The 20643-nt window shown below is 41.8% G+C and carries 22 protein-coding genes; 16 read left to right on the top strand and 6 right to left on the bottom strand.

Annotated features, from left to right (window positions below):
* Position 1: 1 nt before the first annotated feature.
* From pth to R8806_RS09400, 9 genes are all read left to right on the top strand, one after another.
* The gene (gene pth, locus R8806_RS09440; RefSeq protein ID WP_087421030.1) at positions 2 to 571 is read left to right on the top strand and encodes an aminoacyl-tRNA hydrolase; all 570 of its coding nucleotides are present in this window, start codon (positions 2 to 4) and stop codon (positions 569 to 571) included.
* A 142-nt stretch (positions 572 to 713) separates the two neighbouring features.
* A complete protein-coding gene (locus R8806_RS09435) occupies positions 714 to 1085 on the top strand; it encodes an RNA-binding S4 domain-containing protein (RefSeq protein ID WP_124316143.1) in 372 nt (123 codons plus the stop codon).
* Between the two features lie 93 nt (positions 1086 to 1178).
* Entirely contained in the window at positions 1179 to 1724 is a 546-nt protein-coding gene (locus R8806_RS09430) for a DUF4924 family protein (protein WP_027202772.1), read from the top strand.
* A gap of 36 nt (positions 1725 to 1760) precedes the next feature.
* A complete protein-coding gene (locus tag R8806_RS09425; RefSeq protein ID WP_124316142.1) occupies positions 1761 to 2801 on the top strand; it encodes a hypothetical protein in 1041 nt (346 codons plus the stop codon).
* Position 2802: 1 nt separating this feature from the next.
* Positions 2803 to 4020, top strand: a complete 1218-nt coding sequence (locus R8806_RS09420; protein ID WP_124316141.1) for a M16 family metallopeptidase — start codon at positions 2803 to 2805, stop codon at positions 4018 to 4020.
* Positions 4021 to 4028: 8 nt separating this feature from the next.
* Positions 4029 to 4670, top strand: a complete 642-nt coding sequence (locus R8806_RS09415) for an O-methyltransferase (RefSeq protein ID WP_124316140.1) — start codon at positions 4029 to 4031, stop codon at positions 4668 to 4670.
* Positions 4671 to 4760: 90 nt separating this feature from the next.
* Entirely contained in the window at positions 4761 to 5555 is a 795-nt protein-coding gene (locus tag R8806_RS09410) for a thymidylate synthase (protein WP_124316139.1), read from the top strand.
* A gap of 191 nt (positions 5556 to 5746) precedes the next feature.
* Entirely contained in the window at positions 5747 to 6235 is a 489-nt protein-coding gene (locus tag R8806_RS09405; protein WP_124318097.1) for a dihydrofolate reductase, read from the top strand.
* A complete protein-coding gene (locus R8806_RS09400; protein WP_124318096.1) occupies positions 6232 to 6969 on the top strand; it encodes a Kdo domain containing protein in 738 nt (245 codons plus the stop codon). The genes R8806_RS09405 and R8806_RS09400 overlap by 4 nt, the downstream gene beginning before the upstream one ends.
* A gap of 1 nt (position 6970) precedes the next feature.
* On the opposite strand, the gene R8806_RS09395 is transcribed toward R8806_RS09400, so the two are convergent.
* Genes R8806_RS09395 through R8806_RS09385 form a run of 3 tightly spaced genes read right to left on the bottom strand, consistent with a single transcriptional unit; the run spans position 6971 to position 9826 of the window.
* On the bottom strand, positions 6971 to 8023 hold the full coding sequence (locus R8806_RS09395) for a CDP-glycerol glycerophosphotransferase family protein (RefSeq protein WP_124318095.1): 1053 nt from the start codon (positions 8021 to 8023) through the stop codon (positions 6971 to 6973).
* On the bottom strand, positions 8020 to 8757 hold the full coding sequence (locus R8806_RS09390) for a phosphocholine cytidylyltransferase family protein (RefSeq protein WP_124318094.1): 738 nt from the start codon (positions 8755 to 8757) through the stop codon (positions 8020 to 8022). The genes R8806_RS09395 and R8806_RS09390 overlap by 4 nt, the downstream gene beginning before the upstream one ends.
* A 13-nt stretch (positions 8758 to 8770) precedes the next feature.
* On the bottom strand, positions 8771 to 9826 hold the full coding sequence (locus R8806_RS09385) for a pyridoxal phosphate-dependent aminotransferase (RefSeq protein ID WP_124318098.1): 1056 nt from the start codon (positions 9824 to 9826) through the stop codon (positions 8771 to 8773).
* 442 nt (positions 9827 to 10268) lie between these two features.
* Between R8806_RS09385 and R8806_RS09380 the strand changes: the two genes are divergently transcribed.
* The 5 genes from R8806_RS09380 to R8806_RS09360 all read left to right on the top strand — a co-directional run bounded on the left by R8806_RS09380 (position 10269) and on the right by R8806_RS09360 (position 14375).
* Positions 10269 to 11078 (top strand): glycosyltransferase family 2 protein, encoded by an 810-nt coding sequence (locus tag R8806_RS09380; protein ID WP_124316540.1) that lies wholly within the window; start codon positions 10269 to 10271, stop codon positions 11076 to 11078.
* A gap of 102 nt (positions 11079 to 11180) precedes the next feature.
* Entirely contained in the window at positions 11181 to 11795 is a 615-nt protein-coding gene (locus R8806_RS09375) for a DUF4254 domain-containing protein (protein ID WP_124316539.1), read from the top strand.
* On the top strand, positions 11792 to 12856 hold the full coding sequence (locus tag R8806_RS09370) for a glycosyltransferase family 9 protein (protein WP_124316538.1): 1065 nt from the start codon (positions 11792 to 11794) through the stop codon (positions 12854 to 12856). Before R8806_RS09375 ends, R8806_RS09370 begins: the two co-directional genes overlap by 4 nt.
* Before the next feature lie 107 nt (positions 12857 to 12963).
* Positions 12964 to 13383, top strand: a complete 420-nt coding sequence (locus R8806_RS09365; protein WP_124316537.1) for an adenylyltransferase/cytidyltransferase family protein — start codon at positions 12964 to 12966, stop codon at positions 13381 to 13383.
* The gene (locus tag R8806_RS09360; RefSeq protein ID WP_124316536.1) at positions 13383 to 14375 is read left to right on the top strand and encodes an iron-containing alcohol dehydrogenase; all 993 of its coding nucleotides are present in this window, start codon (positions 13383 to 13385) and stop codon (positions 14373 to 14375) included. Before R8806_RS09365 ends, R8806_RS09360 begins: the two co-directional genes overlap by 1 nt.
* A 12-nt stretch (positions 14376 to 14387) precedes the next feature.
* Here the strand turns inward: R8806_RS09360 and R8806_RS09355 are convergent, their stop codons facing one another.
* Positions 14388 to 15467: a CDP-glycerol glycerophosphotransferase family protein gene (locus tag R8806_RS09355; protein WP_124316535.1), complete on the bottom strand. Its 1080-nt coding sequence runs from the start codon at positions 15465 to 15467 to the stop codon at positions 14388 to 14390.
* A gap of 337 nt (positions 15468 to 15804) precedes the next feature.
* Here R8806_RS09355 and R8806_RS09350 point away from each other — a divergent pair, with 337 nt between their 5' ends.
* A complete protein-coding gene (locus tag R8806_RS09350) occupies positions 15805 to 17097 on the top strand; it encodes an O-antigen ligase family protein (RefSeq protein ID WP_164719613.1) in 1293 nt (430 codons plus the stop codon).
* 96 nt (positions 17098 to 17193) lie between these two features.
* The gene (locus tag R8806_RS09345; protein ID WP_229782910.1) at positions 17194 to 18498 is read left to right on the top strand and encodes an O-antigen ligase family protein; all 1305 of its coding nucleotides are present in this window, start codon (positions 17194 to 17196) and stop codon (positions 18496 to 18498) included.
* On the opposite strand, the gene R8806_RS09340 is transcribed toward R8806_RS09345, so the two are convergent.
* Complete coding sequence (locus tag R8806_RS09340; protein WP_221230300.1) at positions 18491 to 19918, bottom strand: capsule assembly Wzi family protein; 1428 nt, start codon at positions 19916 to 19918, stop codon at positions 18491 to 18493. The genes R8806_RS09345 and R8806_RS09340 overlap by 8 nt on opposite strands.
* A gap of 30 nt (positions 19919 to 19948) precedes the next feature.
* Complete coding sequence (gene ispD, locus R8806_RS09335) at positions 19949 to 20641, bottom strand: 2-C-methyl-D-erythritol 4-phosphate cytidylyltransferase (protein ID WP_124316532.1); 693 nt, start codon at positions 20639 to 20641, stop codon at positions 19949 to 19951.
* Positions 20642 to 20643 lie beyond the last annotated feature (2 nt).

Raw genomic sequence — 20643 nt, 5'->3', positions numbered from 1 at the left:
GATGAAATATCTTATTGTGGGATTGGGCAACATAGGTCCCGAGTACCAGAATACACGACATAACATCGGATTTAAAGTATTGGACGCCTTTGCTAAGGCGTCCAATGCTGTTTTTGAAGATATGCGTTATGGTGCGGTTGCCACGGTGAAGTTGAAGGGACGTACCCTGATTTTGTTGAAACCGAACACGTACATGAACCTGAGTGGTAAGGCGGTCAGTTACTGGATGCAAAAAGAGAAAATCGAGTTGTCGAACCTTTTCGTGGTGGTGGATGACTTGGCGTTACCTTTCGGGACGATCCGTTTGAGAGGCAAGGGAAGTGACGGGGGGCATAACGGTTTGAAGAGTATTAACCAGTTGCTGGGTACGCAGGATTACGCCCGTTTGCGTTTTGGTATCGGGAACGAGTTCCCCAAGGGAAAACAGGTGGATTACGTGTTGGGAGAGTGGTCTTCGGAGGAAGAGGAACGTTTTCCGGCCATGTTGAAGCATTGCGGGGAGGTGATCGAGAATTTTATTTTTATCGGGGTAGATAAGACGATGAGCCTGTGTAATAATTTGCGATTTTAGATTTACGATTTGTGATTTTGAAGTCGTGACTCCGAATTTTAAAATGAAGATTTCAGGTTCGTGATTTCAGGTTGGCATTTGTTTTGTCATTTGCAGAATAAGTTTTAGCTTTGACAGATTGTAAGTTATAAATGAATAAGCCGTGGAGAAGGTTAGAATAGATAAATGGTTATGGGCGGTTCGAATTTTTAAAACCCGCTCGTTAGCTGCAGAGGAATGTGGTAAAGGTCACGTCTCTATCGGTGATGCGCACGTGAAAGCGTCCCGGGAGGTAAAGGTCGGGGATGTCGTGAAAGTACGGGTCCCGCCGATTGAACGGGAGTACGTGGTGAAACAAATCACCGATAAACGAATGTCTGCCCAGTTGGCCGTCGATTTCGTGGAAGAGATCACCCCGCAGGAGAAACTGGATATTCTCCGGGGAACTTTCATGCAATTCGAGAGCCGGGATCGTGGTTCGGGACGTCCCACGAAACGGGATCGGAGGTTGATTGATAAACTCAAAGAACTATAAAATTTTAGATTTAATGATTTTAGATTTTAGATTCCAGCCGCACAAGGCCCACGTTTTTAATCGTAAATCATGAATCGTAAATCATAAATTAGTATGTTGATAGCACGCGAGAAGAGAAAGAGTAATGTGGCCGAATATATCCTGTATATGTGGCAGGTGGAGGATATGTTGAGGGCGATGCAGATGGATATTGAGCTGGTGAACCGGAACGTGGTGAGCCAGTTCGGGGGGGATGACGCGACACGGAAGGAGATCAGCGATTGGTATGACAACTTGATCGAGATGATGAGGAAAGAGGAGGTGACGAAGAGCGGGCATGTGCAGGTGGTGAAGAACATGGTGAACGAGTTGACGGAGTTGCATTTCCATTTACTCCATAACGTGCAGGATATGAAGTACAAGCAGTTGTTCATGATGGCCGCGAATAATTTGCTGGATTATCGCCGGAAGACGAACTTGCCGGAGGAGGTTTCCGATGTCGAGCTGGCACTTCATGCTCTTTATGGTCATTTGATGTTGCGATTACAGAAAAAAGAGATAAATTCGCAAACGACAATGGCAATGGAGACGTTTAGCCGGATGCTGGCTTACCTAGCTCTGCGGTACAAAGAGGTGGAGGAGAACGAGGAGATGATGTGATTTGTTGTCGAGTAATTCATGATTAAATCAATCGATATGAAGAGATTATTATTATTGGCAATTGTTTTGTTCGGAGCGGTAAACGCTTGGGCTGAGGAGGGATCAAAGGAGTTTAAGAAGAGCTTTCCCGCGGCATCCATTAATGAGTTGACGGTTACGAACCGCTATGGGAATATCGATGTTAAGCAGGAAGGTGACGAGTTTTCCATCACGACTTCCGTGTGGGTGGAGGCAAAAACAAAAGCCAAGGTTGACGAGATATTAGAGTATATTTCCATAACGGCCAAGGAGCAGGGGGCTGTGTTGAACGTGGAGACGTTGTTCCAGAAGGATATGAGCCTGCGGCAGATGTTCGCGGGGGTGACGGTGAGCGTTGACTATCATATCAAGGTCCCGAAAGGTAAGAAAGTACGTCTGGTATGCACGGAGGGAGGAGCCTCGGTGGCCGATTTCGTGGGGGATATGAACGTGGAGATCGTGTCCGGTAATTTTAAGGCCAATTCCGTGACGGGCGGAGAGTTTTCCGTGAAACAGAATAAGGGGGAATTTGAGGTGGAGAAGTTGGGAAACATGACGGCCGAGTTCAAATCCTGTAAGGTGAAGATTGGGGAAGGGAAGGAGATGAAACTGGATTGCACGTCAACGACTTTGCAGTTGATGGAGGCGGATAAACTCTCGTTGAAAACATCGGGAGGAACCTGTTATCTGGGGATGGTCGAGGATATGGACGGGACTTCTTTTTACACGAAATACGAGGTGCAGGATATTGGCGGATCACTCAAGATGGATATGCGTTGGGGAGAGTTGAACGTGCGTAATATCAATTTCTCGTTCGCTACTGTTGATGTGAAAGGTTCTTCCACGAAGGTGGGATTGACTTTCATGGAAGGATGCGGTTACACGCTGGAGTTGGCACGTAATAAAAATTTGAAGGTGGAATTGCCCGAGGGCGTGGCGCTGGAGAGTAAACCGACGACGGATAAGAATACCGTGTTGGAGACCGGGTTTATCGGGAATAAAAAATACGCGGGAAAAGTGAATCTGAATTTGTCGGGAGGAAGTCTTTTTATTCAATAAAATGTATCAAACACATATATTTGCTAATGGATTACGATTAATCCATAACTATGTTCCGAATAAAGCCGCTTATTGCGGGTTGATTATAAACGTGGGGAGCCGGGATGAACGGGAGGATGAACTGGGGATGGCTCATTTTATAGAACACGTGATTTTTAAAGGTACGGAGAAACGTAAAGCCTATCATATATTGAGTCGTCTGGAGGATGTCGGGGGTGAGTTAAATGCTTATACCACGAAGGAGGACACGTGCGTGTATGCCACGTTTATGGCAAAGGATTACGAGCGTACGTTGGAATTGTTTGCCGACATCGTGTTTCATTCGGTGTTCCCGGAGAAGGAGATAGAGAAGGAGAAAGACGTGGTACTGGATGAGATAAACTCGTACAAGGATAACCCGGGAGAGCTGATTTTCGACGATTTCGAGGAGTTGATTTATACCGGTTACCCGATCGGGCGGAATATTCTGGGCGACGAGGCTTCCGTGGAACGGATTTCCCGGGGTATGGTGCTGGATTTCGTGAGACGTAATTATTTCACGAACCGGATGGTGATTAGCTCGGTCGGGGATATCCCGTTCGAGAAGTTGGTGCGTCTGGTGGAAAAGTATTTTTCGCCTTACGAGGCCGGAACTCCATTGAGGACCCGGATTAAGCCGGAAATTTACACTCCCCGTTTCGTGGAAATGGATCGGGACACGCACCAAAGTCATTGTATTATCGGGAATATCGCTTACGATTACACGGAGGATAACCGATTAGCCTTATCGCTGTTGATGAACTTGTTGGGAGGGACGGGAATGAATTCCCGTTTGAATTTGAATATCCGTGAAAAATACGGTTTGGCTTATAATATCGAGGCGTCGTACACGCCTTATTCGGACACGGGGGTATCCATGATTTATTTCGGTTGTGATCCGGAAAATGCCGAATGGTGTCTGAATTTGTGCAAGAAGGAGATGCGGGCCTTGTATGAAGAAAAATTGGGACCCTTGCAGTTGAAACGAGCAAAGGCTCAGATGGTGGGGCAACTGGCTATCTCGTCGGAGAATTACGAGAACTTGATGTTGTCGATCGGGAAGAGTTTCCTGATTTACGATAAGGTGGATAGTCTTGAAGATATTTATACCCAGATCGAGGAAATTACACCGGAGTTACTGATTCGGGTGGCGAAGGAGGTCTTCGACGTGGAAAAGCAATCTGTATTACTATATAAATAGAGACTGTCATGTTGGAAATGGATGCTGAATTGGAACAATATATATTGGCGCATAGCGAGCCGGAGGGGGAAGTGTTGGCCGAGTTGTCAAGGGCGACCCATCTGAATGTATTGCGTCCGAGAATGTTATCCGGGAATTTGCAAGGGCAGTTCCTGAAAATGATATGTCGGATGATTGGCGCCCGTCGGGTGCTGGAGATCGGGACATACACGGGGTATGCCGCTATTTCGATGGCTGCCGGGGTGGAGGAAGGGGGAGTGCTGCACACGATTGACGTGAACGACGAGTTGGAAGATTTCACTCGCCAATATATTGAAAAAAGTGGTTTGCAGGAGCGTATCGTTTTTCACGTGGGGGATGCTTGCGAGATTATTCCCACGCTGGATGAAATGTTTGATTTGGTGTTTATCGATGCCGATAAACGGGAATATTCGGAATATTATCGCTTGGTATTTGATAAGGTTCGTCACGGGGGAATCATTGTCGCGGACGACGTATTGTGGGATGGCAAGGTGGCGGATCCGCGAGTGAAACCGGATGCCCAAACGAAAGGTATATTGGACTTTAATGAAATGGTACAGGCCGATAGCCGGGTGGAGAATATCCTGTTGCCTGTTCGTCACGGGCTAATGATCGTGAGAAAAGTTTAGAATTTAAAATTTAAAGGCTATCTTTGTTCTATCATCTATTGAAAATTGAATAGCGCATTTTCAATTTTCAATTTTCAATTTTCAATTATTATGAGGCAATATTTAGATTTACTGGATAGGATTTTGAAGGAGGGGACAGTGAAAGAGGACCGGACTGGGACGGGAACGATTAGCGTGTTCGGTCACCAGATGCGGTTTAATCTAGAAGAAGGTTTCCCTTTGCTGACCACGAAGAAATTGCATTTGAAGTCAATTATATACGAGTTGTTGTGGTTCCTGAACGGCGATACGAACGTGAAGTATTTGCACGATCACGGGGTGAGTATCTGGGATGAATGGGCAGATGAAGAGGGGGGATTGGGACATATCTATGGTTACCAATGGCGTTCATGGCCTAAGCCGGACGGGACTTCTCTGGATCAGATTTCCCAAGTGGTGCATGACATCAAGCATAGTCCGAATTCCCGTCGGTTGATCGTGAGTGCATGGAATGCCGGGGATATTGAAAATATGGCATTGCCCCCTTGTCACGCATTGTTTCAGTTTTACGTGGCTAACGGGAAATTGTCCTGCCAATTGTATCAGCGTAGTGCCGATACTTTTTTGGGTGTGCCGTTTAATATTGCCTCGTATGCTTTGTTGACGATGATGATGGCGCAGGTGTGTGGTTTGAAACCGGGAGAATTTGTACATACCTTGGGTGACACGCATATTTACTTGAATCATATCGAACAGGTGAAATTGCAGTTGACTCGTGAACCCCGTGCCTTACCCCGGATGGAAATCAACCCGGACGTGAAAAATATATTCGATTTTAAATACGAAGATTTCACGTTGTGCGATTATAACCCGCATCCACATATAAAGGGGGCGATATCGGTATAATGTAGAATTTAGAGTTTAAAATTTAGAATGAAAAGATTCCCGAAGGCGGGGAGTATTCTAGCTCTCCCTCTGCCAGAGAAAGCTAAAAGGTAAAAGTTAAAAACTAAAAGTTTAAAGTTGGAAATCAAAAAGCATTGGCTTTGTGTGGTTGGAATCTAAAATCATAAATCATTAAATCTAAAATTAATTCGATGGTTTTATCAATAATAGTAGCAGCGGCAGAGAATAATGTTATCGGAAGGGATAACGGGTTGATATGGCGACTTTCGGCTGATTTGAAACGTTTTAAGGCCTTGACCACGGGGCATACGATATTAATGGGACGGAAGACGTTCGAGTCGATCGGTCGGGCATTGCCTAACCGGAGGAATATCGTTATTTCCCGGAATCTGGAATTCGAGGCCGCTGGATGCGAGGTGGCGCATAGCGTGGAGGAGGCTTTGGAGTTGACGAAAAATGAAGACGAGGTATTCGTGACCGGGGGCGGGACGATTTACAAGAAGTTGTGGGATAAAGCAGACCGGTTGTATCTTACCGTTGTCCATCAGGAATGTGAGGGCGATACGGTGATTCCGTCTGTTGACCCCGAGGTTTGGAGAGAGGTTGCGAGAGAAGTGGGGAGGGCGGATGAGAAAAATGAATGTGATTACACGTTTATAAATTACGAGCGGGTAAAATGATTGATTACCGAATTAATCCGAAATATAAGTCATTGGAAAAGGCTATTCTGGATATTCCTAGTCGTTTTGATTTGGAAGGGGAGGTTATTGAGAATAACCGGAACGTGATTAAGGTTCTGGACGTGGAAGGAGAACGTTTTAACGTGAAATCCTTTAAGAAACCCAATATCATTAATCAATTTGCATATGCTTACGTGCGGAAGGGAAAAGCTCAACGCTCGTTCGAGTACGCGAATACGTTGTTGGAGAGGGGGGTGAATACCCCGGAGCCAATTGCTTGTATCGTTTATCGGAATGTCTTCGGGGTAACCCGTAGTTTTTATATTTCCCGGCAGGAAGAGTATGATTATACTTTTCGGGATTTGCGGGTGAAACGTCCGGCTGATCTGGAATTTATTTTACGGGAGTTCGCCCGGTTCACGTATCATTTTCACACACAATCCATCTATTTTATCGATCATTCACCGGGGAACACGTTGATCCGGAGAGAGGGTGAACAGGTTCATTTTATGTTGGTTGACTTGAACCGGATCAAGTTCATGACGATTTCCCCGCTGGTGGGATTGAAGAACTTTTACCGCTTGAATGCAACAGATGATATGATTGATATTATCGCGGACGAATATGCCCGGTTGACACATTCGGACGCGATGGAAATGACTCGTTTGTTGAAAGAGTGGACTCATGCCCACGACGAGCAGGTGTTCAAACGGAAAGCCAAGAAGAAGAGTTAGTTTATCTTCTTTTGACTTTGCCGAATTTCTTGATACTGGTGTATTTACGCCAAAGATTTAATTTTCGTTTCTTGGGTACTCCGTGGCGGGAGATATAGTCTCTGGCGGCGTCAAGCATACGGTGGCAGACTTTCCCGTCCAGATAGGGGTCGTAGTTGTCGATGATCCATTTGCGTTTTGAGGCGAGTGTTGCATCTTGAAATACGAGATCGAAGGCATCGGGAAGGTCTTCCGGGTTTTGAATATCCAGCCAGTAAATATCTTGAGCAATAGTCTTGTACGTGATGACCGGTTTGTCGAGTAGTAAGAATTCGTACACGGTCGAAGAGGTGTCACTAATCATGACATCGGCCATGATCTGGTATTTCGTGATATTGTGATCCTCGACCCAAAGCATATTTTCATGTTCCTCGGCCAATTGCCTGTATTCTTCCATCCATTCACTCCGGGTTAACGGGTGAAATTTCAGGATGAGCAAGACATCTTTTTCCCGGGCTAATTTTTCCAGTCCCTTTTTTATGAATGGCAGGGAAGTTAACGACGGGGAAAAGGTTGGGGCATACAAGGCCAATTTGCTTTTCTGGTGCTTTCGGAGTAGTGCGTTTTTTTCAGCGTCAAAAGTGTGGAGATTTTCATAAATCCAGTCTTGGCGAGGCCATCCTGTTTCTACAACTTCAAAATCCTTGTATTTTTTGGCAAGTGCTTTAAAGCCTTCCGTGAAGAATGGGCCTTGGGTAAAATAGGAGTCAAAATAACGGCGGATTACCCAATGATCCTTTTTCTCGGCAGCGTAGCCGTGAAAGATTTGTATTTTCACTCCCGGCAAGTAGTAGGGAACAATGTTGCAGGGAACGAATAGGACATCCGGGGAGAAATCGTAGATTTCCTGTATGCTGTTTGTCCATTTTACCTCGTCTTTTAACGGGAAATCCGGGATGTTTCTAGACTGAACATACCAGATCACGGAATGTCCCCCTTCTTTATTGGCCTCGACTTCGAGAGGCTGTAAAATATTTATCGCGTATTTTTGTTCGCAAAATAGTACAATTTTCATGCTTGTAGGTGTTTGGGTATTCGATTGATGGCGTCGTGAAAATCTTCGGGAGTGTCAAGCTCCATGGAGAAATAGGCGCTCGTGTCCACCGGATAGAAATATTGTCCTCGTGCAATCAAGCGTTCGAAGGCTAATTCATAAAAAACATTATCCAGTTTTTCGTGTAGGATCATGTGTTCCAGTTCTTCGTGTAGGGCAAGGAGATAGGCATGAGATATTTTTTCAATGCCGATGGATTCACCAATGGCCTTTTCTATGGAACACGTTTTGCTGAGTTCCGTGATTTGATTTTTCCCGTTCACGATGACTTTGATCTCTTCCTCCCCGAGTTTATGACTGTCCAGTGCTAGGCAGTTAGCATGAGGGGCATCCCGTAATATTTTTATCATGAGCGGATCAAATAAAATGTCGCTGTCAAGTAGAATAATTTCTTTTTCCTGTTGAACTTCGGGTAATGCCAACCACAAGGAATATATGTTATTGGTGGAGGCGTAAAGTTCATTGCGGATGAATTTGATGCTTAAAGAAGGATACCGGGTTTGCACGAAGGATTCCAGCATTTCATGTAGGTAACCGGTAACGATAACAATTTCACGGATATTATTTTCCAATAAGGCATCAATCGTTCTTTCCAACAAAGAACGATTGCCTATTTTTAGCAGGCATTTCGGTCGATCGTTTGTGAGCGGTCGTAACCGGGAGGCAATACCCGCGGCAAGGATTATAGCTTTCATACACGTTGCCGGGTTAGGATGGGGTTGACACGACTTCTTTGATGGTGTCTATCACCAAACGGTTTTGTTTTTGGGTTCCCAACGTGATCCGCATGTGCGTGTTAATATCTTCCTCGTTCATGAATTTGATGATTAGGTCTTTCGCTTTGAACGCGTTCTGTAATTGGGATTTTAATGAAATCGGGTATTTCACCAGAATAAAGTTTGCTTCCGAGTGATACACTTTGAATCCTTCCAAGGCACCGATTTCCCGCATATAGGTTTCCCGGTCTTCTGCCATGAGGTCTGCCACGTTCTGGTAATAATCGTTTGCTTTCAATACGGCAATACCGATTTCTTCGGAAAGTCGGTTATAACCTAAATATTTCGTGCTATAATTCAAGAACGAGGACAAATTCTTCCCGATAAAGGCAAAGCCGAGACGCAATCCGGGAAGTCCGTAGAACTTCGAGAGGGTCCGGATGATCAGTAAATTCGGGAACTCTTCAATGAGCGGTTTTATGTATGACGTGTCTTTATTGCTAAAAGACGCGTAAGCCTCGTCAATGACAATGGCTGTTTCCCGGGGGATAAAGGAGAGAATCTCGTGTAACTCTTCTTTTGACAAGGAATTTCCGGTCGGATTGTTCGGGGAGGCGATTAACACGATTTCCGGTTTTTCCCGTTCTACCGTTTCCCGGATGCTCTGAATATCATATTTGAACGTGTTCCCGTCCTCGAATAGCGGGTAGAAGATGGTTCGTCCGTTTACCTCGTCCGCGATGGATTTGTAGTACCACCACGAAAATTTAGGGATTAATAGTGTTTTTTGTTTTTGTCCGCCGGATAGGAAGTAGTGAACGACTTGTTTTAAAATATCTTCTCCACCATATCCCAAAATGACTTGTTTTTCCGGGATATTATATAGTTCGGCGATGTAATCGGATAGAATACTCTTTTTGCCTTCGTCGTAAATTCTTGTGTAAAAACATAATTTGTCCGGATCAAAGTTTCTTAAAACTTTTTCAACTTCTGGGGCGGGACCGTAGTTGTATTCATTGCGGTCCAAGTATACAGTTTGTTTTTCTATCATAAATTGATCGTTTAATAACGTGCGAAATTAAATAATAACACCAACAAATACAAATAAACGCTCATTTATTAATCGCACTAATAATCAATTTATTACAATTATTTCTTTTTGAAAAAAAGTTTAAATTCAAAGAATATAAATAAACGATCCTTTATTGATCTTGTTGATAATTAGAATGATTATTGGTGTCATCATCTTTGCTAAGATAATAAGTTTCATTTATTATGACAAGAAATTGAGGATGAAAAAAATAGTGTATTTATTTGTTGTACAATTTGTTAGGCGTGTATTGTCGTTCGATTTTTTTTCAGGCTGCATGGCTGGCGATTGGAAGGGAATAAATATTCTAAAGATGAATGTTTTTTTGTGATTATTGTACTTGATAATGTAGTTAAATTATAGAGATTAAGGCGATTGTTTTTATTAAAATAAGGTATATATGCAAGTTTCTGTTGTGGTTTCTACTTATAATCAGCCAGAGTGGTTGGAAAAAGTTTTATGGGGATATAATATGCAAAGTTTTAAGGATTTTGAATTGATCGTTGCAGATGATGGGTCGGGAAGCGCATCTCGGGAGATGTTGAAACGAATCACGCCTAAATTATCATATCCGTTAAAGCATGTGTGGCATGAGGATGTGGGTTTTAGAAAATGTCTTATCTTGAATGAAGCTATTTTAGCTGCAAGTGCGGATTATCTTATTTTTACCGATGGAGATTGTATTCCTAGAAAGGATTTTGTTGAGCAGCATATGAAGTTTAGAAAAAAGGGGCATTTCCTTTCAGGTGGATACCATAAATTATCTATGGAAACTTCACGGGCAATACAATTATCGGATATTGAAAGCCAAGCGTGTTTTAATGTACGTTGGCTAAAAGAACGTGGAATGAAATGTTCTTTTAGAAATAATAAATTGACAACTTCTAAGCTCCTTGCTTCTATTTTGAATGCTGTAACTACGACAAAACCAACATGGAACGGGCATAATGCTTCCGGGTGGATGGAGGATGTTATGCGTGTGAATGGTTATGACGAGCGAATGGAATATGGAGGACAAGATCGAGAGTTTGGTGAGCGGCTTGTAAATTGTGGCATTACTGGTTTACAAATTAGATATTCTGCAATTTGTTTACATTTGGATCATGCCAGAGGGTATATTAATCAGAAAGCTTGGGATAGAAATAGAGAGATTCGTAAAGAAACCGTATCTTTAAAACATACATGGACGGATTTCGGGATAAAGAAATAAACATTATTGTCAAGGTTTTGTAAAGGGGAGTACATGATTTTTGTAAAAGTGGAACACTTTTTGCTATTTTTGTTCCGGATATTGAATTGAAAATCGGGTACTATGTTGTTTGCAGAATTATGCTACCAAATCTTTGAAGAAAGTACGGCATGTTATCATGTACAAGATTGTGTTGATGCTGAAATGGAGAATCCATACGAGTATAAATCAATCGAATATTATTTATTTCTCAAAAATTGGGTAGATGCAGTCCAGTGGCATTTGGAGGATGTCATTCGGGATCCGGATATAGAACCCGTGAAAGCGTTGGAAATCAAACGGCGTATAGATCAGTTGAATCAACGTCGGACGGATTTGGTCGAGTTGCTGGATGGATATTTCTGGGATAAATATAAAAACGTGAGAATCTTATCTTGCGCAACCGTGAACACGGAGAGTCCGGCATGGGCGATAGACCGGTTATCTATTTTGTGTTTGAAGATTTATCACATGGAGCAGGAGGTGCAGCGTAGAGAGGTTGCTCAAATACATGTAAAGGAGTGTGATGATAAGCTAAGCGTGTTGCTGGAACAGAAAAGGGATTTAATACTCGCGATCAATCAACTTTTGGGAGATATAGAAACGGGACGTAAATACATGAAAGTCTACAAACAGATGAAAATGTATAACGATCCGGAATTGAACCCCGTATTATATAGAAAAGGGCAAGGAGTATGAGTGTAAGAAAAGTATTGGTGATTCGCTTTAGGAGAATAGGGGATGCGGTACTATCCGTCGTGATCTGTAGCTCTTTGCGAAAGAGTTTTCCGGAAGCGGAAATTCATTACGTGTTGAATGATCATATTGCTCCTTTGTTTGAAAATCATCCGGATATAGATAAGATTATCACCTTTTCGGATGAAGAAAATAACCACTTCTTTGAATACTTGCGAAAAGTCCGGCAGTTGATGAAAACGGAACGCTATGACGTGATCATCGATACTCGTGCCACGATAAAAACCTTATGGTTCAGTGCCTTTTCTTTAAGAACGAAATATCGTATCGGAACATCTAAATTTTATAATCATTTTTTTCATAATTACCGGGTGCGTAATCACGTGAATGACGACTTGGATGAAGTCGTGAGAAATCTGTTATTGTTACAGCCCTTGGAGCGAGAAGGGAAGTTGGTAATGACCACTGATTTTCGGTTGTACGTGACAGAACAGGAAACGGCTGAATTCAGGAAATACATGGAACAGGAGGGAATTAATTTTTCCCGCTTTATCGTGGTATGTACTCCTTTTACCAGAGTGGCGAGGAAGGCTTGGGATATGGCGAAGATGAAGGAGATATTGTTTCGTATCATTCAGCGTTATGATGCCCAGTTGATTTTTAATTATTCCCGGGAAGAAAAGGCTGCGGCCTTGGCATTGTACGAAGATATGGGGAAAGACGAGCATATTTTTATTGATATAGAGGCCGATTCGTTACGGAAATTGGTATCCATGCTGGAAACAGCCGATTTCTTTTTTGGAAATGAAGGTGGCCCCCGGCATATCGCACAGGCGTGTCACTTGCCGGGGCTGGCTATTTACCCGCCTTGGGTTGAACTGCCTAGATGGCTGCCGTCCAATGATCCGCGTTATCAGAGCGTGAGTCCTTTTGATATGTTTCCCGGGCAGGTAATCGAGGGGAGAACAGAAAAGGAGTTGTTCGATTTACTTTCCGTGGAATACGTGTGGGAACGTCTGCAACCTATGATGGATGAGGCTTTTATTCGAAAAGCTAAACTTTGATACTTAAACTCTGAACTTTAAACTATATTTACTACCTTTGGCATCGTGATTCCGGTTGTGGTAAGAGAATATAGGGAGGCCGGATGTGATCAAGTAAATTAGGTAGTATGAAAAATGTATATGTTATAGGGGTTTTTGACCTTTTCCATTTTGGACACGTCGAATTATTGCGACGTGCCAAAGAATTAGGTGATCGTTTAATCGTGGCAATTAACGGGGATGAAATGGTGGCCTCGTATAAACGCCGACCGTTTTTGTCTGAACAGGATCGTCTGGAAGTCGTGAAAGCTTGTCGTTACGTAGATGATGCTTTTATTATTCACGAGTATGATAATAAGGAATACATTAAAAAATATGATATCGACATCATCGTGCATGGTGATGATTGGGATGGAGAAGGGTACTTGAAACAGATTCGTGTCACTCCGGAATTTTTGGAAGAACACCATGTTTCTATGGTTTACTTACCTTACACGAAGGGAATCAGCACGTCTGAACTAGTCGAAAAAATAAAAGCATCAAAATAATGTATTACAAGACGATCAATGTTCCTATCGTTTTAGAACTCGGGGAGGATATTTTTGTTCATCTGGATGATATATTGAAGGAAAACCATCTATATTTCAATGAGAAAATATTGGTTACTTCTTTGGAATTGAGGAATTTGTACAAATCAAGATTGGATAAATTGTCTTTCGAGGATATACTCCTTATCAAAGGAGGTTCTTACGATGAGGCTCTGGAGGCCATGAATACGATCACGAATAAGGAAGTCCTTTTAGTTGCTTTTGGAGGAGGTAGTATTATTGATGCTGTTAAGTTAATGGCAAATACCTTGGACTTAACTTATATAACAGTGCCTTCAACGTTATCTAATGATGCAATTTATTCCCCTATTGCCCGTCTATTGAAAGATGGTAAAAAACAGAGCTTTGGCGTGAAGGCTCCTTTGGGTATTATTGCGGATGTGAATATTATAAAAGGTTCTCCCGAGAAATTACTCTTGGCAGGAGTAGGGGATCTCGTGTCCAATGCTAGTGCGGTGAAAGATTGGAATCTGGCACATATTGACAAAGGAGAAAGTATTAATAATTTTGCCATGGCTTTGGCTTCATTGAGTGGTAATTCCGTGATCCCGTACACCTTTAATGATATTCGGTCTTCTCGTTTCATTGGTGACCTTGCGAACGGGTTAGTGATTTCGGGGTTGGCCATGGTGCTTGCCAATAGCTCACGACCGGCCAGTGGTGCGGAACATTTGATTAGTCATGCCATTGATGATTTGTTTCCCAATCGCTCAACTTTACACGGTTTGCAAGTGGCTTGGGGACATTTGTTAGTGGAACGGGATTTCCGTAAGCCGGAAAATGATTACGAGAAGTTGATGATCTTTTTCGAACGCATGAAAATATTGGACGAAATAGAACGGGATATAACTTTCTCGAACGGGGAGATCGAGCAGATTATAAACCGGGCTAAAACGATTCGTAATAGGTACACGATACTGACGAAAGTTTGACTAGTATTATGCTTAGATATTACTGTTAAGCTCCAGTAGTTTATCTACAATTCTTTCGGACACTTTGCCGTCAACAATACCCACTATATGGCGGCTGAGTTTTTCTCGTTTTTCTTTGTTTTTATCCGGATTAGTAAGGTTTTCCTTGGCATTTTGTAACATTTCGGCATAGTTTCTCGGGGTGTCTCCTACTTCCCAGAGAAAAAAGTTGGCTGTATCTAATCGTTTGGTTATTTTATGAGGGAATATACGATGAAGTAAACGGTATCTTAGAAACATATTGATAATTGCCGGCTTACCGACTCCCGAAAATTCAAATACGGCACTTGACATATCCGAGATCATCAGATCGGAGGCATGAAGGAAAGGGAGAATGTTGGTTTCGTTGAATTTAGCTAGATAAACGTTCGGGTATTTCGTCCACGATTCCAGTCTGTGCAGGTCTTTCGTGTATTTTTTCCGTAAGAACAGGTGCGAGTGTGGTTTTAGGATAATATTGTAATCGGCAAGATCTTCCGGGAATTTCTTACTCATTTTCAGAATAGATGATGGATAGAAAGTTGGCGCATACAATATCGTTTTCTTGTTTATATCTAAATTACAATGCTGAAGAAATTTCACCCGGTCTTCTTCTGTGAATTCGAAATAACTATCCAGTTTTGAATATCCGGATACATAATAGATGGATTTCTTTTCAGGAAAGAGTTTAGTTAAACTGTTTTCTAGGAATTCTCCATCTAAAAAGCGTAGATCTACATCATTCAGGCCCGATGCATAATTAACCATTTTCCCTCCCCATACTCCATGCATGATAAGAGCTGATTTCTTGAACGGGGTATGAATAGGGCGTGGCGTGTTTCCAAAAATCATGATATTACATTCACAGTCGTCTTCTTCGAAACAATATGTGAAACCTTCTTCTTGGCAGTGTTTAATGGATTCTCCACGTTGATTTAACTCATCCCGTTCCCGGTTTTTTGGAATAATTACCACGTACGATATATTGCGTTTGATGATTTCTTTAATAACGGGTTCAAATTGAGGAGAATAGTATAACTTTTCGAGATAAAAGCCAATCGTGTAATTTTTCATGCGTGATTTTTAGAAACAGGTTAATTAAAAAATAATTATCTGGTAGATAGCACTTAATGAATGTTTATATGCTATCAATAAATGTTCGTTTATTGATATGCAAATATACATCATTTTCGGCTAACACAATCTTTTTTTCTATCTTTTTTGTAGCCCGTAGCAGATTGAACATTAGCTATTTAGTTCTGTTGTATGAGATTGTGATGAAGTTCGTTATTTATATGATTAAATGAATATTTATTATAAATCAAGATGAAGAGGATTATTATCAGTATGCCTAATTTTATCGGGGATTCAATCAATACAATTTCAGTAATTGATTTTACAAAAAATGAGCATGAGTGGAATGTGGGAGATATGTTTTTTACTAAATGGATTTTTACTGGGTAGCTTGGCTCCTTTGTATGGGAAAACATTTAATTATTATCTCCTTTTCATGGTTCTTTTTCATGCTGTTACTCGTAAGGATTCTTTTGTAAAAGATTTGCAAACAGGAGGAAAATATGTTCTCGTGTTTGGCACGTATTTTATTTATATATTGTTACAGACGTTATTTACAACACGGAGCTGTACATGGGCAGACAAGCCCTATTATGGGATATTTGAAGATTTGTTGCTTGATTTTATTTTAATCCCGATATACGTTGTTTCTTTAAAAGAATGGTTAACTCCCCGTTTGCTTACACGTTTTCTTTTCTTGTTCTGTGCCGGATGTTTGTTGTTAAATATATATGTCATCTTTGATCTTGTCGGGATTGGTTTATTTACAGACACTTCATCTGCAATTAATTTCCTGTATGCAAATCGTTTGGGAGGGAATAAGCTGGATTTCTTAGGAGGCAATTTATACTTGGAACCCCAGACGCTTTATATAGCCTTGACCGCGTTAATCGCTTATTTCTTGATTTTCATTTATAGAAACAAAGGACTAAAAGTTTTTTTAGGGGTAATGTTTTTATTGCTTACGCTTTTTTTGTCATTTACGGTGACTAAAGCCGGTATTCTAGCTTTTATTCTAGGTTTCGGGATAATGAACTTCTATCTCTTTATGCGTAGTTCGTTTCGTGTGCGCTCGGCAATACTTGTCGGAATTGTGTTGTTGGTACCTGTATTTGGAATCTTCGTGTTTGATGGTTTGAAGGGGAAATACGAAGAGCGTACAGAAGAGATCGTGAGAGAAGTTGAAAATGTAAAACAGGGAATATATGCGGGTGGAACGATAGCCCCTCGTGTCGGTTTTATTCGTGAAAGTTTTATTCATGTTGACGAGTTCGGTGTCTGGGGATTAGGAATATATGCTAAACATAGAGTAAATAACTGGCTTCAGTCCTCGGGAGATGGATTGGGGGTATTTACCAATGTACACAATTCGTTTATACATTATTGGATTCAAGGTGGAATTTTGGGCTTGGCAATGATCGTATTTCTTTTTTGCGCTCCTTTTTATCGTATGTTTAGAACCCGGAGAATTTCTTGGTTAATATGTGCTTTACTTGTTGTGATTTTCGTGATGAATAATACATGCATCTTGTTAGCATTAAATAATTCAAGATTAATGATTTTACTATTATTAGGTATGTTTTATTTTTATAATGATGTTTTCTGGCGATTGGAAAGAGGTGATCGTTAAATGTATCTGCAATAAAATTCATTTATAATATAATTTTATATACTTGATGGCAGTATAAGAAGCAAATCATGTATATTTGTGTTGTAAATGAGAGTTATGAATCTAGTTGTGAAATTTCAACAATATTTTTTCCTGCTTGTCGCTTTTTTGTTGGGAAGTCTAGCGCCATTGTACGGGAATGTATTTAATTTTGTCCTGTTGGCCTTTATGTTGGTCTTGCTTGGGGTAAACAGGAAAGAGATGCTCCGGAATTTACGATATGTCCGTTGGTATATTGGGATTAACGTGGCTTTCTTGATTTATTTCTCTTTACATACATTGGTTGTTCTTTTGAAAGACGAGCCGATCGCTCCTCCCAGTTTCGGGACTTTTGAGGTTCTATTGTTGAATTTTATACTTGTTCCGATGTACGTTTCTACGTTTAAGAATTGGATTACGCCGGGATTGTTGAAAAAGTTTCTATTTTTTTTCTGTCTGGGGTGTACGTTACTAAATATATATATATTCTTTTCATTGACAGGAACACAACTATTTTCAGCCCCGGCAGATACGTTAAGTTGGATTTATAATATGCGTTTTGGGGTAAACCGGGATGTGTTGGGTAGTAAGTTTTGGTTAGAGGCTCAAGCGATGATCATTGCAATTGCCTCTTTAGCCTCTTATTTATTAGTGATAGGTGCGAAAGGTTGGAAGATGAAGTTGTTTTGTGGTTTTATGTTCTTGATGCTGGTATTATTTCTTTCTTTTACTGTTACCAAATCGTCTATTTTAGGTTTTTTGGCCGGTTTCTTGATCTTGAATGTATGTTTGTTCCGAAAATTTTCTCTTCGTATGCGCTATGGACTTATTGCCGGATTGTTGGTTTGCGTGTGTGGCTTTTCGTTATTGACGGATTTGGCCATGTACGAGAAGAGAATTCAGGAGATTGAGGCTGAGATTCAAAGTGTTCGGAATGGTGAATACAGGGGTGCAACGATTGTTCCCCGGGTTGCTTTTATTCGGGAGAGCTTTCGCCATCTGGATGAATTCTCGGCATGGGGATTAGGTGTCTGCACGAAACATCGGATTAAAGCGTGGTATGAAAGCTCTGATTTGAATATTGCAAACTATAATAACGTGAATAATGCTTTCCTGCAATACTGGATTACAGGGGGAATATTCGGACTGGCGTTAGTCCTCTTTTTATTTGTGGCCCCGATTTATCGTATGATTCGAAGAAAGAAATTTTCTTCCTTGATTCTTGCCATGTTAATTGTATTCTTTACCGTGAGTAATACGTGCGTCACCCTATCCTGGGCAAATTCCCGGTTATTCATGTTACTCTTTCTGGCTATGTTTTGTTTTTATGGAGATCTTTTCGCTTGGCTTGAGGATTTTTCGGAGGATAAACCTATTATTTAATCAATTTCCCCTTGCGACTAAGTTTAATCGTGAATCCGAAATTGTCTTTAAACAGATCTCCTAAATCACCGTAGATACCTGTTTCCACGGTAAACGGTAAGTTCTTGAATGGCAATGTTACTTCCAAAGCTCCGGAGAGTTGATTCTTTTTCATGGGACTCCCGTAAGTACCGTAGTTTCTGGAATAGGAGAGCATGAGTTTATAGGGAGTGGTTTGCCATGCCATACCTTTCATCCCGATGTGGTGGGCTATAACCCGGTTGTTAATGATTCGGGTGATGTTTCCGGAAAGTCCGGGTGTCATGAACGGGCTACCGATAACTCTCTCGTATAAGGTCCAACCGCTTCTGTATTCACCATTGTTGAAATAGTTGTCGCATCCGCCAAGTACTTTTCGGCCATAGAAGTGACTGTTTGGGTCTTGTTTCTCCATTTCTTCCGGGGTGGCGGGGCGATCATGTTGGGAACCGGATTGATATTTCGTGTAATAGAATTCGTACATAACGTCTGTGATCCATTGATCCTTTTTCTTGGAACCGTAATAGAAACAATAAGTTCCGTCCGGGAAAGAGCGAAAATCCGTACCCGAACCATCTTCAAAAGGGATGTCGTGGTAGAAAGATAAGATATAGTTGTCCGCCAAATAATTAATGGCCAAGTGTTCCCTGCCCAAGTGATTTCCCAAAGCATTAATCGAATCGCTGACACTAGCTCCGGTTCCTCCTTCTTTGGCACAAATGATCCGGATATAATCCTTGAATGATGAAGGTTGTTTGCCTCCATCGGGAGAGGTCCCCGCCCATTGAGCCCAATGTTCAAGGCCGACAATGATTTCCCAGCGTTGATGAGGCTTTATTTTCAAAAAAGCCGATTTATTGTGTAGACGGGTGTCTTCCACGTAACGATCATCAATCATCATGTAGTCTGCCCAATTGAATTTAATAGATAAAACTCCTTTAGTGCAAGGAATTTTCATGTATTCACTATTCAAATTGTATCCGGGAAAGGTTCGAGAGTTGCCGGAACGGACGAAATTCCCGTTTGTAGAGGAAACACCGTTGTATTCTTCCTTGGGATGAATCATTCCTAGGTCCAGACGAAGGTTGCGCCAGCGTGCGCTTGCGTAGAGTTGGTCTAAAATGATGTTGTTGTCCGGACGGGATAAGAAGCCTGCGGCTGATACCCCATACGCGAATTGAATTTTGTGGCGATCCGTGAAATCGGAGAAAAGTCCGATTTCCAGTAAAGCCCCGTTCCCGTTGGGAATTAAGCCATGTTTGTTGTTTATTGCCCAGAAAGGTAATGTATTCTGGTATGCCACGAATCCTGTGAGTGAAGTTGTATAATCAACACTTCGTTTTTGTCCCTGCGAGTAAAGGAATAGTAGGGATATCAAGATTAATAATGCTGTTTTTTTCATTTCGCTGTTTTACGCACGTCCTTATTTTTGCTAGGACAAAAGTAACTTTTCTACAATAGAAATATCTTCTTTGTAGGTTAATTTAATATTAAATGGTAAACCTTTGGTTATTTTAATGGGGATTTCCGGCATATACCGTTTTATGACCCCGCAATCGTCCGTGCTGGAAAATTCGGGATCTGTCAGGGCCTTGTTATAGGCTTTCGTTAGGATGTCGGAATGGAAGCCTTGCGGGGTCTGGACTTGAAAGAGCGTGGAACGATCCGGGATGTTGTTCACGAATTGGCGAGAGGTATCACTTTGCAATATCGTGTCGGTAGAGGGGATCGCGGTTGTGCAAGCCTTGTGGTTTTCGAGAGCCTCGATGACGTCTTCTATGATTTGCGGCGTGACTAGCAGGCGGACGGCATCATGGATGATTAAATTACATTTCTCTTCCTTGTACACGTTTAAAGCGGCGAGGGTGGAGGCATAGCGTTCTTTGCCCCCCGGGACAATGTGTTTCACTTTTTGAAATCCTTCAAGGCGAACAATTTCTTCCGCTTCCTTGATGTAATCTTTGTGTACGACAATGATGATTTCATCAATGCGTTCATGTTTCTCGAATGTGTGAAGCGTGTGTGCCAATACGGTTTTCCCGGCAATTACGATGAATTGTTTGGGTAACTCGCTTCCTAACCGTCGTCCGGAACCTCCAGCTAGAATTACTCCGATATTTTTCATTT

Origin of the sequence: Butyricimonas faecihominis (genome assembly GCF_033096445.1) — a bacterium.
GTDB lineage: Bacteria > Bacteroidota > Bacteroidia > Bacteroidales > Marinifilaceae > Butyricimonas > Butyricimonas faecihominis.
This window is presented reverse-complemented; position numbering and strand designations above follow the sequence as displayed.